The organism is Pedobacter chinensis, from assembly GCF_003339865.1.
In the GTDB taxonomy this organism is placed as follows: domain Bacteria; phylum Bacteroidota; class Bacteroidia; order Sphingobacteriales; family Sphingobacteriaceae; genus Pedobacter; species Pedobacter chinensis.
The window spans coordinates 999,044-1,014,355 of sequence record NZ_QPKV01000003.1; the positions used below are offsets into that span (position 1 = coordinate 999,044).

Below are 15,312 nucleotides of genomic sequence, written 5' to 3' on the forward strand. Positions count from 1 at the left end.
TTTAATTCAGTTGAATGCCAGTATAAGTTGCCCCGATGGGGATGATTTTTTCTCCTATCCAAATTTGGCTGCGGTCGAATTTGGATATTTTATTTTTAGGCACAATGAAAGCCCTGTGGCAGCGAATGAAATCAGTTTTTGGCAGAAGGTCTGCTAAATCATTAATGGTAATTCGCGAACTAATGAGCTTATCTTTTAGTTGAATCTGTGTATAATTTCCTGATGCTTCCACATAGAGGATTTCATCCAGCTCCACTTTAATTTGTTCATAACCATCTTTTACAAAAATGTACCCGATTTTTGTTTCCTGCTTTTGATTTCGAAGGTTATGTAATTCATGAGCCTTATTGCAAGCTTTTAGGAAGCGTGAAAGCGAAAAAGGTTTTAACAAATAATCAACAGCATCAAGTTCAAAACTTTGTACCGCATGTTCGGTATAAGCTGTGGTAAAAATAATCATTGGTGGATTATTTAAACTCTTCAAAAAATCGATGCCACTGATGTCAGGCATTTTGATGTCAAGAAAAATTAAATCAACCTGATGTTGCTGTAAATAACCAATGGCTGCAAAAGCATCGGTAAAGGTTTCTTTTAACTCTACAAACGGAACTTTTGAGGCATGTGATTTTATAATCTCAAGCGCAATCGGTTCATCATCTATAGCAATAGCAATCATGTTTACTTTTGGTTGTCAGGCTAAGCCTATTTGTATTTTATTTGATGAATATACTAAATATAGCGTAACAGACTATTAAAAAAGATTTATAGACCAGGTGCTTCGGCTACGTTCGGCGTGACAAATTTATTATAACAGATCCATAAATCATCATTCAATTAATTGGATTAATCCAGTTGCAAAGTTAAATGCACAAAGAATTCATTAGCACTTTCACGGATAATTAATTCATGTTTACCATGATAAAGAAATGATAACCGCTGTTTCACATTTTCTAAACCTATTCCGCTTTTCAGTTTTTCAGGGTCGTTGTCGGCTTTAATATAAATGCTGTTGCTGATGTCAAAATATAATGTGCTTTCTTTGGTTTGCAAAGTTATTTTAATGTACGATGGCTGTTGAAGACTGATTCCATGTTTAAAAGCATTTTCAATAAACGGAATTAGTAACATTGGTGTAATCTGCAAATTGTTCAATTGTTCTTCAATGTGTGTATCAATCCTAATATCGGCAGAACGTGATGTTCTCAGTTTTTGTAAATCGATGTAGTTGTTTAAATATTCCACTTCACGGGTTAAAGAGATTTTATCCTGTGTGTTTTCATGAAGCATAAAACGCATCATATCGCCCAGTTTTTGAATACCCTCGCCCGTTCTTTCTGCATTTTCCTGCAAAGCGGTTCCAAACAGCGTATTTAATGCATTGAATAAGAAATGAGGATTGATTTGTGATTTTAGGAAGTTCAGATTTGCATCTGATTTTCCTAATTTGGTTTTAAGCATCTGGATTTCGGTTTGCTTTTCGAATTTATTTTTATACAGATACCAAGCTAACGGAGTTGATATGCATATCATACTAATTGAGGTCAGAATTAAAGCAATGGGAATTGCCTCGCCATTTTTTGCAAACTCAATTAAAAGCAATAACAACAATAGGCAAATCATTGTGGTTAATGCAACATTTCCCCAAAAATACCTCCCAAATCCTTTCCCCGCTTTCCGAAGATTAGGAATGATGTAATAGATAGAGAAAAACGTAAAAATAATATTCACCGGAGGAGCAATTATCCAGATTACTACAAGTTCATAGTTAAATTTTGGAGAGAAAATTACGGCGAAAATCATGAGCGAAATCAACCAGATTTTAGTAATTGTAAATACTTCTGGTATAATATTGTTGCTGTAGTTTTTAAGAAATTGAATTTTTCCCAGTAATGTTAAACCCTTTTCACTGAAATAAGCATAACAGTTAAAAAGTAAGTACAACAGGAAAATGTAGGTAAAAGCTTCCCCAAAGAGGATATCATAGGCTTTGCTTATATTATCGTATTTTACCAAACGGTATGCTTCCGAATAAGTGTTTGCAATCATCCAGGTAACAATAGATACCGCTGTGATTAGTACGGTCAAAATCACGTTCAATGCAACATTGTTTTTTCTTGCCAGCTGCGGCATAAAACAGAAATTAAAAAGCAAAAAGCTGATGTAAATGATGCTGATTTTGAATAATTCTGGCAGGAAAAAATTTCTCATCACACTATAATCGATCTGGTTTTCTGTAAATCGATAAGCGTTTCCGGAACCATAAGTGGTTGAGGTACAAATGCCAATTAATGCCAGAATATAGAGCGTAGTAGAAATCCAGAACTCCAATTGATTGATGTTTTTTGTTTTCGTTGTAGCGTCTTCGCCAGAAAGAATGATCATATTGTTTTCGGTTTATGACACAATTTTACAAAGAGTTGCCATTTCGATTTTAAAAATGTGATGGATCCAGGGATAAATGTGACGAATGAATAAGATTTATGGGATTTGTTGATTTTAAGATTAGACTTGCTGAAAGATAGGGGATTGGCAGGGACAGAAAGGGAACAGAAAATTTTTTAACGATTAATGAACCTTGCATGATAACATAATCGTCATTTAAAAAACGATCCTTTATCGTTTGTGGCAACCTCATTGTTGCAATTGCATTTCAAGTTAGAATAAGATTACCATCCCGCGGAGTAAGCAGTGAAAAATAAGAAATATTCTCGTAGGGAAATTAACAATGATTAACTTTGCAACTATTTATTTTATTCAATTATTATTTATATTATTTATGGTGGTTTACGGAATTCCAAATTGCAACACTGTTAAAAAATCGCTTGATTGGTTAAAAGCACATCAAATCGATTTTGAATTTCACGATTTTAAAAAGAAGGGAATTACCGCTGAAAAATTAAATGATTGGTGCAATGCTTTTGGCTGGGAAACTGTATTAAACAGAAAAGGATTGACCTGGAAAAAGCTGACTAAGGAAGCGCAAACCAATATTGATACCCAGGAAAAAGCGATTGCTTATTTGATTGAAAATACCAGTGCAATCAAACGCCCGGTTATTGAAAAAGATGGTCAGGCCATCTTAATTTCTTTTGATGAGGATCGTTATGCTCAAACACTTGGCTGATCCATTTGTTATAATGTTAAAGTTTGTTAAATGCAGCTTTTAAATGTCTAACTAAGTTACTTTTGAATATGTATAAGCTGATCATTTTTCTTTTTATTGCTCTTCCATTTGGTGTTTTTGCACAAACGGTTACTACTGGTACGGTGTTCGATTACAATAAGAAATCAGTTACCTTACCTGGTGTATCGGTAAGGAATTTAAATAATAAAAAGGCAACAAGCACCACCAGAGAAGGTAAATATACCATTCCCGCAAATGTTGGCGATCTCCTCGAATTTTCGGCTGTGGGTTACCATACTGATACATTGTATCTTACCAGCCTTTTGAACAGAAGCATTTATCTGCCGGTAAAATCAACAAATTTACAGGATGTGGATATTCGGGCAGTGAGAATGAATAGCCAGATTACGGATGCCAAAGATCCATTGGCTGAAAAATATACACTTTTAAGTACAGGTGGTAATTTAGGAAGAAAACGGATGACCGATAAGGTGGGTGGTTTAAATCTGAACCTGGGTTACGGGAAATATAAAAGACAACAACGTAAAGAGGCTGAACTGGATGAACGGGAAATGTATCAGGAAGAAATCGATGCTAATTTTAGTGAGAAAGCTGTTGCAGATTTAACCAAACTTCAGGGTGAAGAACTTAAAAATTTCATGATTATTTATCGCCCATCAGTAGAAGCGGTTAAAGCAGAAAGGCCATATCGTTATTCATATTACATTTCAAGAGCTTTTGTAGCATGGCAAAAATTAACGCCTGAACAGAAAAAACTTCAGGATTTGCCAAAACTTAAAGCCAATTAATTCAAAAAAGCTTAAAAATAGTAACATTGTAACCACATATAATTCTATATGTGGTTATTTTTTATCTTTACTCTTCAATAACAACCTTAAACAGATGAAAATAAATAAACTAATCACTTTGTGTTATGTTTGTTGCGTTTTTGCATTTTCTGCAGTTGCTCAACAAGCTACTACCACCACCACTACAACTAACTATAATCCTGCTGAAGCATTCGGACCATTATTCTATACTCAAAATGGTAACGAATTTCGCTCGGCAATGGGCACTCCTGGTCCAAAATACTGGCAAAATCGTGTCGATTATAATATTACGGCCAGTTTAGATGAAACCAGAAACATGGTTACAGGCACGGTTACCATCACTTATAAAAATAATAGCCCTGATAAATTGCCATATTTATGGCTGCAATTGGATCAGAACACATTTAAAGATGATTCGAGAGGTAAACAAATTACGCCAGCACGCAGCCGTTATGGCGCACAAGGCGAAAAATTTGATGCCGGGTATAAAATTCAGAACATCAGTGTATTGCAAAAAGCTGCAGCCGTAAAATTTACTTCATTGGTAGAAGATACGCGGATGCAGATTCGCCTGGATCAGCCAATGGCTGCAAATGGCGATGTGGTTACTGTTAAAATGGACTATTCTTACGTGGTTCCTAAAGAAGGATCGGATAGAACGGGACATTTAACCACTAAAAACGGAGAAATTTTTGCGATTGCGCAATGGTTCCCCCGCATGTGTGTTTATGATGATGTAATTGGCTGGAATACTTTACCTTATTGGGGCGGGGGAGAGTTTTATTGCGAGTATGGTGATATTACAATGGCCCTCACTGCGCCAGCAAGCCATATTGTAATGGCTTCTGGAGAATTGTTAAACCCTCAGGAAGTTTTCACTGCAGAACAATTGCAGAGATGGAATGCTGCGAAAAACAGTGATGCAACGGTTCACATTCGTTCTGAAGCCGAAGTTACAGATCCAAAATCTCGTCCGGCTAAAGATAAACTAACCTGGAAATTTAAGATTTTAAATGCCCGCGATGCCGCCTGGGCTTCATCAAAAGCATTTGTTTTAGATGCTGCCCGTATTAATTTGCCAAGCGGTAAAAAAGCTTTGGCCGTTTCGGCCCAGCCAGTGGAAAGTAATGGCGTGGATTCTTACGGCCGTGGTGTAGAATACGTTAAAACAAGTATTGAGCATTATTCAAAACAATGGTTCGAATATCCATACCCAATGGCGGTGAATATTGCTACTAATATAGGCGGAATGGAATACCCTGGTATTGTATTTTGCGGCTGGAAAGCGAAAAAAGGAAATGCCTGGGGTGTTATAGATCATGAATTCGGGCATACCTGGTTCCCTATGATAGTTGGTTCAAACGAACGTAAATACGGTTGGATGGATGAAGGTTTCAACACATTTATAAATGGTATTTCTTCAAAAGATTTTAATAAAGGAGAATATGCCGGACGAACAGCTGATATGAACGCAATTGGCAAACAAGTGATTGGTAATCCTAAGTTCGAAAATATTATGCAAATGCCTGATGGAATGACTGAAGGGAATATTGGGGTAAACTTATATGCTAAACCAGGATGGGGATTGGACATTTTAAGAGATCAGATTTTAGGTGAAGACCGTTTTGATTATGCTTTCCGTCAATACATCAAAAATTGGGCATTTAAACATCCAACGCCTTTTGATTTCTTCCGCTCCATGGAAAATGCCGCGGGCGAGGATTTAGCCTGGTTTTGGAGAAGCTGGTTTTTAAACAATTGGAAAATGGATCAGGGACTTGGCAATGTTGAAGCGGTTAAACAGGATGATAAATTAGTTGGATATACCATCAGGGTTAATAATCTTGAAAAAATGCCAATGCCAATCATTCTTCAGGTTAAAACGAAAAGCGGTAAAACAGATATCATTAAAGTTCCTGTTGATGTTTGGATGAAAAACACAACCTGGTTGGTTCGCTATCCTACAACTGAAGAGGTGGTTTCAGTAACTTTGGATCCAAATAAAGTGTTACCAGATTCAAATGCTGAGAATAACACCTGGACAGCTTCAGGGAATTAAAAAATAAATTTAAAGCCTCTGGTCCATCTGATTAGAGGCTTTTATTTTTTGATCGCAGTGGAGGAAAAAATACTAGCTAACAATACCATACTTTTGAGTGCTAAATAGTGGTCAGGATTAACAAAATCATACTTTATGAAGATGACAAGTATTCGTCTTGCTGACTTGCTTCAGTAAGGATAAATATTATCTTTGAAATAATTGAGTCACATTATGAAAACAATATTCTTAATTACACTATTTATCATTTGCATAGTAACCAGTAATGCACAAAACCCTGTTCTACCCAAAATCTCCGAACCTCTTATAAGTGATTTTCACAAGAAACCACCTTTTAATGATAGTTTACTTATAAATAGCTTCTCCAAAACGAAGTTTCAGGGCATCAAACAACAAGGTGTTTTGAAAAGTGACTTACTATTAAGAGATACAACCAAGCATGCAGAAAAATTTTTTTCCCCAAAGATTACTAATCCCTTTGCAGATAATTTTCACAAAACTTCTTTGAAAGACTCGTTGTTTATTGATAACTTTTCAACAAGAAAGTTTCAGCGTATTCCACAACTAGGGTTTATTAAAAGAGACTTACTTTTGAGAGATACAGATAGGGAAACCAGGTTGATTTATCTTTCCAGTGATAACAACAGCTCAATTAGGCGATTTTAAGCGCAAAACTGGAATCCCATTCCTCAATAAAAATCCTGATTTGAAAAGATAAGGTTTTTGTTTTTGTAGAATAGCCAGATTTGCATGTTAATAATCAAAAGCTAAAACCTCAATAATTTATTATTTCCTTACCTTTGCCCTATGGCAGAAACGCAGAAAAACAATCCTTTACATGGTATTGATTATACTACACTTCTGGATTTATTGCTGCCTTTGGCAAACCATCTATTGCATCCCAGGTTGGCCTAACTGCATGAATTTATCTTCTCCAAATGCTTTTGTCATAAAACCCAAGCCATAGAAACTGACGGAGGAAGCCATTCTTTAACATTAATTTCGTTTCTCAAAACTTCAATATTTAGATTGGTTCCTGGAATAATAAGAAAATTTCAGCAAATGATGGGTTATTTACTCTGTGATTATTAATTCAAGTTTATGTTTCTTTTTTTAATTATATGTATTTATGTCATATTTCATGAGAATATATAGATTTTCATCACTTATTTTTTAAAAAGTAGGTTAAATTAAAGTTAGATTTTGTCGAATAGTTTTTAAATTTGAGCTAGAAAACTAATAGTCTAATGAAAAATACGCTCCCAATTAGCAAGATCATTGCTTCCCTAGTCATCATATGCACTTTTATGATGATAGCATGTAAAAAAGAACTTCTTACACCGACAGAAAGAAAATTAATCAAGTCTCCAATTAGTAAAATTAATTATACCGAGTTCCTGTCTTCTGTAGATATGAGGCAATTAGGTATTCTTAAACAAAAATTCAAGACTGTTGAATCTGCAGAACGAATCATGGCAATTGGCGATAGTCAATTTATGACAGATTTGGCGGTATATACTGATACTATTCAGAAGATGGAAACTAGTGTTGGAGTTGATTATATCTTTCGGATGCCGCTTGAATCACCCCACTCAATTTCTTTTAGAAATTTGACTATACATATAAGTAATGATCATAAAGCTAATGCTTTTATTGCTACTTATACCCCCTCCGCGAAGTGGATTGATGAATGGAAGAAAAAAAAATCCATAAAATACGAGGGAGATGTTTCTTTTGCGCCACTCCAAATGGACGCAATCAGTTTAAAAGAAGCCCTGACATTTAAAGATTCCAAAGCAGGCGATAAGTTGATGTCTGTAGGAGGAAGAACAATGTTTGTTCAGGTGTGTGACACATATTATGTTACTACCTATAGCGCTTATGGCTGCTCAAACGGAGGGCACATGCCTTGGGATACCGCTTGTGTTTGGAACTGGGAAGGATCACAAGTTCCGAGTGGTGATTACCGCGGAGGATATACACCAAATACACAGTCATTTACTGTTTGTACTGTTGTTGATACTGGAAACCCTGGTGGAGGAGGATGGACTGGAGGAGGTGGGTCCACGCCGAATCCAGACCCGAACTATGATCCTTGTAATGGAGGAATACCAACTGTTCAGATTCACTTCGAAAAAGGTACAAGACTTATGGCTTTACCTCCCAATGGATGCGATGACAATCCGCCACAGATTGATCCACCTAATGAGCCAAATATTACTTTAGAACAGTCTAATTTATTGGCAAACCCCTTAATAGCCCAAGATTTTTCAATTAAGGACTATATATTAAATAATCCAGTATTGAGTTCGGAATTACACAATCTTTTATTAGAGGATGATTATTCTTATGAATCACAAGTTGCAGCTGCCATTATGATAAAGGGCTTGATTGCAAACCAAATCAATTATCCGAACGCTCAAACTCTTTATTCAAGTGTTTCCTCCGTAATTGCTAATACACATCCAGATTATGGAATTTATTTCGCTACTTATTTCTCCACAGAATGTGCAATTATAAAATTTCAACATCCTGACTGGCCAAAATGGAAAGTTTTTTATAATGCAAGCAAAGAACTGTTACATTTGACACTGGACGGAGTTGGTCTCCCGTTTACGGTGAGGTCGCAGATTTAACTAACGGCTTGATATATTTAGTTGAGGGCGATGGTACAAATGCGACACTGAGTGTCTTGGGAGCTATTCCCATTGCTGGCTGGTGGGCTACTGGCGCTAAGTTTGCGAAGAAAACATTAAATCTGGGAAATGGGTCTAAAACAACTTTGAAATGGGTATCAATAGCTGGAAATAAGATACATTTTGGATATAGAGGTCAATTAAGAAAAGTTTTACAACTGGCTAAAGGCGATGCCCGCCAAGCTCATCATATTATACCTTGGGCAATGTATGCTAATAAGGCTATCCAAAAGGCAGCGAAGTCAAAACATCCGTTTCATATGAATGAAGCTTTAAATGGAATCCCGCTTAACACGCTTATTCATAATGGAAGTCATGCTAACTATGATGCAATAGTCCAGAGAAAACTTGATCTAATTCCAGAGAATTTAACTCCTGAACAAACATATTCTGCAATTCTTGAAATTATTGGCGATATTAGAAATGCAATTAATAGTTATCCAAATATTCCACTTAATCAACTAATATTCTAATGTTTTACAAGATAGAAACAAGTATAAACAACAAAATCATTGGGCAATACCCTCAAATTCAGGACGCTGAACTTCCTGCAGGCTGGGAGAATAATCTAAGATTCACGCAAAACATATTGTTTAAGAAAGTTGACTTTGAACCAATAGCACCAAAAGGCATTTTGCATAAAAAGGCCAAATTAACTGACCTTTTGAGCACAGTCCCACCGGGCTTCACGCCAAAACTATTGGTCAGCAATTCGTTTAAGATTATTTTAGAGGAATTTGAAGAAGAACTTTTCCAATATTTCCCATGTGATGTCTTGAGCAAAAATGTGCCTTACAAATATTGGTTGGCTAGTCCATTAATGACAAAACTTGATAATGTAGATTTTAAGCTATCTGATGTTGAGGTGAGGAAAAGCAAACCTGAAGGAGGGACTTATCTCGAACGTGTTCAAGTGTCCACATTAAATGAATTTAACGATTACCTTCAAGCACAGGGAATTTTAAGCTGGAAAACAACAATAAGTCGGGTTGAGGTTAAAAACAATGTAAAAGACAATATATTTGTATTGACTAATGTGGATGGAGGTGTTGGGTATTATGTTTCAGAAACCTTTAAGAATGCAGTAGAATATCACGGTCTTACAGGTATAGAATTTATGCCTAGTAATATGACATTTGTGGAGTGGTTGCATGGTGGATCAAGAGAAAAAATATATGGCAAAGCGTAATAAACAAACAAACCCTATAAAAAATTGGATTGATAATGATAGTATTTTAACCTCTGTTTTGGTTGAAATACAAAACATGAACATATCAATTGAAGAACAAGCCGAAGCTGCTTTCCATAAGCTTTGCGAAATGTATAGATTGCCTAAAATGCCTGCAAATATTAATGAATATGATGAAGATGAGTTAGAGAGTGAAGATACATCTGTGTATCAAGAATTGGGACTGCTTAAATTTCTTGAACCTAATGATGACTTAAGAGGCTTGGTTTTAGTCGCAGTATATAATACACTCAATAAAATCACAATAAATTTAGATGAGGTATATAGAAAGGCTGGCGTGAGTATACACGCTCTCATTTGTTATAAAGGCGAAAATTCTAGAGTAAACATTTCTTTTTTGAGTGATAGTGAAAGTTGGTTTGATAGTGAGTGTGTAATGTGTTTAAAGGGGGAGTAAAAATATTACCAATTATAATACTCTTCTAATCCCTTTGCAGATAATTTTCACAAAAAAACTTCTTTGAAAGACTCGTTGTTTATTGATAACTTTTCAACAAGAAAGTTTCAGCGTATTCCACAACTAGGGTTTATTAAAAGAGACTTACTTTTGAGAGATACAGATAAGGAAACCAGGTTGATTTATCTTTCCAGTGATAACAACAGCTCAATTAGGCGATTTTAAGCGCAAAACTGGAATCCCGTTCCTCAATAAAAATCCTGATTTGAAAAGATAAGGTTTTTGTTTTTGTAGAATAGCCAGATTTGCATGTTAATAATCAAAAGCTAAAACCTCAATAATTTATTATTTCCTTACCTTTGCCACATGGCAGAAACACAGAAAAACAATCCTTTACATGGTATCACTCTTGAAAAAATTGTGACCGATTTACAAGCTCACTATGGATGGGAAAAGCTAGGTTCTTTAATCAGAATTGATTGTTTCAATAATAATCAAAGTATAAAATCGAGTCTGAATTTTTTAAGAAAAATGCCCTGGGCCCGTAAAAAAGTAGAAGATTTGTATTTGGATACTTTCCACAAGTAATCTGACCTGTCTCAACTATTTAATAATCCTTATTTAAAATCTTTCTAATTAATTCAAAATATTTTATCTTTACCGATAAGGTAATGAACAAAGAAAAAGTAAAATTATGGTTTAAGCGAGTGGGCTTAATCGGATTTTTATTCTTCCTGATTAAAGGATTAATCTGGTTGGTGGTATTCTATTTTATTGGCAAAAACGTTACTTAAGGGCTTACAAATTAAACTCTGTATTTATTGTTTCATAAGCCTTGTGTTCAAAAAAATATTCTGCCAAAGCTTTAGGATCTTACCTAAAAGTAAACATCAGGTTGGCTAAGAAATTCCATACAAATACAATTACGATCGCAAAAAATTTGGCCACATAAAAATTAGTTCCGTTTTTTCTTTGATGAAAGAGGTAAATGATAAAAGTGTTCAACGCCAATCCTATTAAGCTTACGATAATAAATTTACTAAATTCTTCTCCCCAGTGCGCATTTGTGCTTTGGAATGTCCAAACACGGTTAATGAGATAATTATTGGTAACTGCAAGAGAAAAACCAAGTGCATTGGCAATGTATTTATCGATTTTCAATTTCTCTTTACACAGCCAGGTTACACCAAAATCAATAGCCATGCCCAGCAAACCTGTTAAACCAAATTTTATAATACGGAAGAATAAATCCATTGTTAATGCAATCTAACTAAATAAAAATGTTCTAATACTGTTGGCCTACTTTCTTTGTTGATAAATTTCGGGGTCAGTTTTGTGATGTGGTAATACACAAATCCCTTCAAAACCTCTGCATTATAATCTTTCTTTAATTTTGCCAAATCATCATCCTGTATATATAAAATGGTATTGTTTTCATTTCTAACATTTTCTAAATCTTTATAGTTCCAGATATATTGAACATCGCCTTTAGCATAAAAATCCAGTGAATAGGCATCAGGATACATTAGAACTTTCACGTTCGAGTGAGGATGATTCTTATTAAGCCATAAACCAGCTTCCATTCCTGCCTCGTATTTTAAAACCGCCGGGTAAAAAAAGACACATAGAAATATAGCCAGGCTATATGAAATAAGCACGCTTCTGCCTATAATTGAAGTAGCAGTTGGTTTTTTAAATAGTAGAAAACCCAGAATTGGGAATAATGCTGCAAAAAAGATAGCGACTATAAAGCCATCAAAATTAAAAAAACAGGCAATAACGCTGATTAAAATGGCCACTAAAATGGATACTACACTTTGTATCGTGAAAAAAATCTTTGTTGCTATTTCTGATAGTTTTTGCAGATACAAAGCGGTTATGATTGCAAATTGTGGTAAAATAATCAGGATATAATGTGGGAGTTGAAATTTAGATAAGGAAAATAGTAAAAAAGTAATAGCGGCACTGGTCCAGATAATAATGCTCTCTCGTGGGAAAGCTGTATTATTTTTCCTTTTAAAAAGGTTAACAATGGCTGTACAAAATAAAAACGACCAGGGAAGAAACGCCCAAATGGTAGTGTGCAGGAAAAAAGAAATATCGCCTTTGCCTTTAATAGGTCCGTTGTTAAAAAATCTTCCAAACTGGCTATCCCAAAAGAAAAACTTTAATCCTGAAACATTCGTTTTACTGAATATCGTTTTTTCAGGGTGCAGATCGAACTGTATGTAAAGTGAATAAAGCTCTGGTGTAATAAAAAGGAAAATAAGCACAATCGCGATCCACCACTTGATTTTTAGAAGCTCCTTAAATTGTTTAGTGAGCAACCAATAAATAATGAATCCACCAAATACAGGGATCAGAACAAAAATCCCTTTAACCATAATGGCGCAGGCAGCGAAAAGAGATCCCGCTACAATATGCCAGAAACGATGTTGGTGTGCCTTATAATAATGATAAATAGATGCCAGGGTAAAGGCCGTAATGTAAATTTCTGCCCTTACATCAAACGTAGATATTAGAACATGTAAAGCACTTAAGAAAATCAAAGCGCTGATTAGCCCTGTTTTTTTATCGTAAATATCTTTGGCCAGGCCGTAAGTGTACCAGGTGGCAATTAATCCAAATAGAAAAGAAGGAAGTTTATATGCGAAAGACGAAATGCCAAATAATTTAAAAGAGATAGCGGCCAGCCAGAATGGCAAATGCGGTTTGTCTAACCAGTCTGCACCACGAACATAAAGATTTAGCCAATCATTGTGCAATGCAATGTTTTTAGCAATTGAAGCGTACAGCGCACCATCGGGTTCCATGATTCCGCCAAAAAGTGCGGAGGCACTCACGACTATTAAAATGGAAATCAACAGTAAGTAACGCTTGCTTTCGTCTATATTCATTCTAAAACTTTACGATTTGACAGGGAAAACTTAAAATCGTTTAATGGCGCAATTTAAGTTATTAAATAAGTTTACAACTGAAAATGAATGTTAAATGATTGTCTGTTTTCGTAATAAATTTGATGTAAAAAGCTTATTGCTATCTTTGCATCATGACAAAGTTATCGGTAAACATCAATAAGATTGCTACACTTAGAAATAGCCGTGGAGGGAATAATCCGGATTTAGTTAAGGTGGCATTGGATTGTGAACGTTTTGGAGCTCAGGGTATCACGGTGCATCCCCGCCCCGATGAGCGCCATATTCGATATCAGGATGTTTATGATTTAAAAGCGGTTATTGCGACTGAGTTTAATATTGAGGGCAATTGCAGAGAAGATAAATTTGTTGATCTGGTTTTAGCCAACAAGCCTGCTCAGGTAACTTTAGTTCCGGACGCTGAAGGCCAGATCACATCAAACCACGGCTGGGATACCATAAAACATAAGGCTTATCTTGAAGAAATGGTTGCCGTTTTCCAAAAAGAGGGCATCCGCGTTTCCATTTTTGTTGACCCTGTGGTTGAAATGGTTGAAGGTGCTGCAGAAACGGGGACAGATAGAATTGAATTGTATACAGAGGCTTATGCCTATAATTATTTTGCAGATCGGGAAAAAGCAATTGTTAATTATATCGCAGCTGCTCATCATGCAAATAAATTAGGTTTAGGTATCAATGCCGGTCATGATTTAGATTTGCATAATCTGCATTATTTCGCTCAAAGTATTCCTGGTTTATTGGAGGTTTCTATCGGTCATGCGTTAATCAGCGATGCACTTTATCTAGGTTTGGAAACCACAATTCAAAAATATTTACAACAACTCGTTTAGAAAGATTAAACGGAAAGCATCCCTCATATTTTCACATTGAGCTTGTCGAAATGCTGAAGTTCTTCGACAGGCTCGGAATGATAATCTCGTTTTAAAAATATATCAATGTTAAAAGGAATTCTCCTTGTCTTTTTTGGTGCCTGCAGTTTCGGCATCCTGTCAACTTTTGTAAAACTCGCTTATCATGATGGTTACACACTTGGAGATGTAACCGGTGCCCAGGCTTTTTTTGGCGCGGTAATATTGTGGGTTTTGTTTTTATTTCAGCGCAGAACAGCTAAATATAAAGTGCAGAAAAAAAATATGGTTACACCATGGTGGAAAATGATTATTGCCGGAACTTGCACCGGCCTTGTTTCAGTGTTTTATTATCAGTGTGTAAAACTTGTACCTAATTCAATTGCTATCATTCTGCTCATGCAATTCATTTGGATGAGCATTTTAATAGATTATCTCATTTTTAAAAAGAAACCAACGGGCTTGCAATTTTTAGCAATTTTATTGGTTTTAGGAGGAACGATTTTGGCAAGCGGGATGGTAGAAACCAATATCAAAACGATTAACTTAAAAGGAATTGGTTTTGGTTTATTAGCGGCATTATCCTATGCAGGTTTTCTAATGCTCAGTGGTAGAATTGGGAATGAATATCCACCATTAAAGAAAAGTGCTTTAATGATTACGGGTGCCTGCCTGTTAATCTTCATCATTTTTCCGCCAGTGTTTTTATTTAATGGAGCTTTAAATGGCAGCTTGTTGAAATGGGGATTAATTATAGCTGTTTTTGGAACGGTTATTCCGCCTTTGTTTTATGCAGAAGGAGTGCCAAGAATTGGAACAGCTTTAAGTTCGATTTTAAGCGCAGCAGAATTGCCTGTCGCGGTAATGATGGCAGGTTTCGTTTTACAAGAACAGGTTTCTTTTCTGCGATGGATTGGTGTCCTCGTGATTTTATCAGCGATGGTTTTGCCGAATTTGAAGTATTTGAAACGGAAATGGTAGGTTTAGTTTAACCGCAAAGGACACAAAGTGAAGGCGCAAAGAACGCCAGGGTTGGTGCGCAATAAATAACCACGGAGTACACCGAGTAATGGCACAGAGGACACTAAGCTTTGTTTTTTCTTGGTGTCCTCTGTGAAAATCTTTGTGTGCTCTGTGGTAGAAAAATGGCTTTGTGTCCTCTGCGAAATCTTT

At 35.7% G+C, this 15,312-nt stretch carries 16 protein-coding genes; 12 read left to right on the plus strand and 4 right to left on the minus strand.

Annotated features, from left to right (window positions below; translation table 11 throughout):
* Position 1: 1 nt before the first annotated feature.
* Together DU508_RS09575 and DU508_RS09580 are read right to left on the minus strand one after the other, a co-directional pair.
* Positions 2-676 (minus strand): LytR/AlgR family response regulator transcription factor, encoded by a 675-nt coding sequence (locus DU508_RS09575; RefSeq protein WP_115402565.1) that lies wholly within the window; start codon positions 674-676, stop codon positions 2-4.
* Positions 677-843: 167 nt separating this feature from the next.
* Positions 844-2,382 (minus strand): sensor histidine kinase, encoded by a 1,539-nt coding sequence (locus DU508_RS09580; protein ID WP_115402566.1) that lies wholly within the window; start codon positions 2,380-2,382, stop codon positions 844-846.
* Positions 2,383-2,725: 343 nt separating this feature from the next.
* Here DU508_RS09580 and DU508_RS09585 point away from each other — a divergent pair, with 343 nt between their 5' ends.
* From DU508_RS09585 to DU508_RS24190, 10 genes are all read left to right on the plus strand, one after another.
* Positions 2,726-3,124: a Spx/MgsR family RNA polymerase-binding regulatory protein gene (locus DU508_RS09585; protein WP_233509472.1), complete on the plus strand. Its 399-nt coding sequence runs from the start codon at positions 2,726-2,728 to the stop codon at positions 3,122-3,124.
* A gap of 68 nt (positions 3,125-3,192) precedes the next feature.
* The gene (locus DU508_RS09590; RefSeq protein ID WP_115402567.1) at positions 3,193-3,933 is read left to right on the plus strand and encodes a carboxypeptidase-like regulatory domain-containing protein; all 741 of its coding nucleotides are present in this window, start codon (positions 3,193-3,195) and stop codon (positions 3,931-3,933) included.
* Positions 3,934-4,027: 94 nt separating this feature from the next.
* On the plus strand, positions 4,028-6,013 hold the full coding sequence (locus tag DU508_RS09595) for a M1 family metallopeptidase (protein WP_115402568.1): 1,986 nt from the start codon (positions 4,028-4,030) through the stop codon (positions 6,011-6,013).
* Between the two features lie 213 nt (positions 6,014-6,226).
* Entirely contained in the window at positions 6,227-6,679 is a 453-nt protein-coding gene (locus DU508_RS09600; protein ID WP_115402569.1) for a hypothetical protein, read from the plus strand.
* A 581-nt stretch (positions 6,680-7,260) separates the two neighbouring features.
* Positions 7,261-8,649: a hypothetical protein gene (locus DU508_RS09605; protein ID WP_147273606.1), complete on the plus strand. Its 1,389-nt coding sequence runs from the start codon at positions 7,261-7,263 to the stop codon at positions 8,647-8,649.
* A gap of 8 nt (positions 8,650-8,657) precedes the next feature.
* The gene (locus DU508_RS09610) at positions 8,658-9,182 is read left to right on the plus strand and encodes an AHH domain-containing protein (protein WP_115402571.1); all 525 of its coding nucleotides are present in this window, start codon (positions 8,658-8,660) and stop codon (positions 9,180-9,182) included.
* Entirely contained in the window at positions 9,182-9,898 is a 717-nt protein-coding gene (locus DU508_RS09615) for an imm11 family protein (RefSeq protein WP_115402572.1), read from the plus strand. Before DU508_RS09610 ends, DU508_RS09615 begins: the two co-directional genes overlap by 1 nt.
* Positions 9,885-10,355: a hypothetical protein gene (locus tag DU508_RS09620; RefSeq protein WP_147273608.1), complete on the plus strand. Its 471-nt coding sequence runs from the start codon at positions 9,885-9,887 to the stop codon at positions 10,353-10,355. The genes DU508_RS09615 and DU508_RS09620 overlap by 14 nt, the downstream gene beginning before the upstream one ends.
* Before the next feature lie 366 nt (positions 10,356-10,721).
* The gene (locus tag DU508_RS09625; protein WP_115402574.1) at positions 10,722-10,943 is read left to right on the plus strand and encodes a VF530 family protein; all 222 of its coding nucleotides are present in this window, start codon (positions 10,722-10,724) and stop codon (positions 10,941-10,943) included.
* Between the two features lie 83 nt (positions 10,944-11,026).
* Complete coding sequence (locus tag DU508_RS24190; protein WP_010602346.1) at positions 11,027-11,149, plus strand: hypothetical protein; 123 nt, start codon at positions 11,027-11,029, stop codon at positions 11,147-11,149.
* Between the two features lie 79 nt (positions 11,150-11,228).
* On the opposite strand, the gene DU508_RS09630 is transcribed toward DU508_RS24190, so the two are convergent.
* Both DU508_RS09630 and DU508_RS09635 read right to left on the minus strand, forming a co-directional pair.
* The gene (locus DU508_RS09630; RefSeq protein ID WP_115402575.1) at positions 11,229-11,609 is read right to left on the minus strand and encodes a GtrA family protein; all 381 of its coding nucleotides are present in this window, start codon (positions 11,607-11,609) and stop codon (positions 11,229-11,231) included.
* A 2-nt stretch (positions 11,610-11,611) separates the two neighbouring features.
* The gene (locus tag DU508_RS09635) at positions 11,612-13,252 is read right to left on the minus strand and encodes an ArnT family glycosyltransferase (protein WP_115402576.1); all 1,641 of its coding nucleotides are present in this window, start codon (positions 13,250-13,252) and stop codon (positions 11,612-11,614) included.
* 152 nt (positions 13,253-13,404) lie between these two features.
* Here DU508_RS09635 and DU508_RS09640 point away from each other — a divergent pair, with 152 nt between their 5' ends.
* Positions 13,405-14,121 carry a pyridoxine 5'-phosphate synthase gene (locus DU508_RS09640; RefSeq protein WP_115402577.1) on the plus strand — a complete coding sequence of 239 codons (717 nt, stop codon included), beginning with the start codon at positions 13,405-13,407 and terminating at the stop codon, positions 14,119-14,121.
* Between the two features lie 105 nt (positions 14,122-14,226).
* The gene (locus DU508_RS09645; RefSeq protein ID WP_115402578.1) at positions 14,227-15,120 is read left to right on the plus strand and encodes an EamA family transporter; all 894 of its coding nucleotides are present in this window, start codon (positions 14,227-14,229) and stop codon (positions 15,118-15,120) included.
* The last annotated feature ends 192 nt before the right edge of the window (positions 15,121-15,312 follow it).

What these genes read in the sequence shown, in the direction of transcription:
- DU508_RS09620 (WP_147273608.1), top strand. Translation starts at nt 9,885, where the DNA reads ATGGCAAAGCGTAATAAACAAACAAACCCTATAAAAAATTGGATTGAT.
- DU508_RS09630 (WP_115402575.1), bottom strand. Translation starts at nt 11,609, where the DNA reads ATGGATTTATTCTTCCGTATTATAAAATTTGGTTTAACAGGTTTGCTG.
- DU508_RS09615 (WP_115402572.1), top strand. Translation starts at nt 9,182, where the DNA reads ATGTTTTACAAGATAGAAACAAGTATAAACAACAAAATCATTGGGCAA.
- DU508_RS09585 (WP_233509472.1), top strand. Translation starts at nt 2,726, where the DNA reads ATGATTAACTTTGCAACTATTTATTTTATTCAATTATTATTTATATTA.
- DU508_RS09595 (WP_115402568.1), top strand. Translation starts at nt 4,028, where the DNA reads ATGAAAATAAATAAACTAATCACTTTGTGTTATGTTTGTTGCGTTTTT.
- DU508_RS09600 (WP_115402569.1), top strand. Translation starts at nt 6,227, where the DNA reads ATGAAAACAATATTCTTAATTACACTATTTATCATTTGCATAGTAACC.
- DU508_RS09640 (WP_115402577.1), top strand. Translation starts at nt 13,405, where the DNA reads ATGACAAAGTTATCGGTAAACATCAATAAGATTGCTACACTTAGAAAT.
- DU508_RS09580 (WP_115402566.1), bottom strand. Translation starts at nt 2,382, where the DNA reads ATGATCATTCTTTCTGGCGAAGACGCTACAACGAAAACAAAAAACATC.
- DU508_RS09625 (WP_115402574.1), top strand. Translation starts at nt 10,722, where the DNA reads ATGGCAGAAACACAGAAAAACAATCCTTTACATGGTATCACTCTTGAA.
- DU508_RS09635 (WP_115402576.1), bottom strand. Translation starts at nt 13,252, where the DNA reads ATGAATATAGACGAAAGCAAGCGTTACTTACTGTTGATTTCCATTTTA.
- DU508_RS09645 (WP_115402578.1), top strand. Translation starts at nt 14,227, where the DNA reads ATGTTAAAAGGAATTCTCCTTGTCTTTTTTGGTGCCTGCAGTTTCGGC.
- DU508_RS09605 (WP_147273606.1), top strand. Translation starts at nt 7,261, where the DNA reads ATGAAAAATACGCTCCCAATTAGCAAGATCATTGCTTCCCTAGTCATC.
- DU508_RS09575 (WP_115402565.1), bottom strand. Translation starts at nt 676, where the DNA reads ATGATTGCTATTGCTATAGATGATGAACCGATTGCGCTTGAGATTATA.
- DU508_RS24190 (WP_010602346.1), top strand. Translation starts at nt 11,027, where the DNA reads ATGAACAAAGAAAAAGTAAAATTATGGTTTAAGCGAGTGGGCTTAATC.
- DU508_RS09590 (WP_115402567.1), top strand. Translation starts at nt 3,193, where the DNA reads ATGTATAAGCTGATCATTTTTCTTTTTATTGCTCTTCCATTTGGTGTT.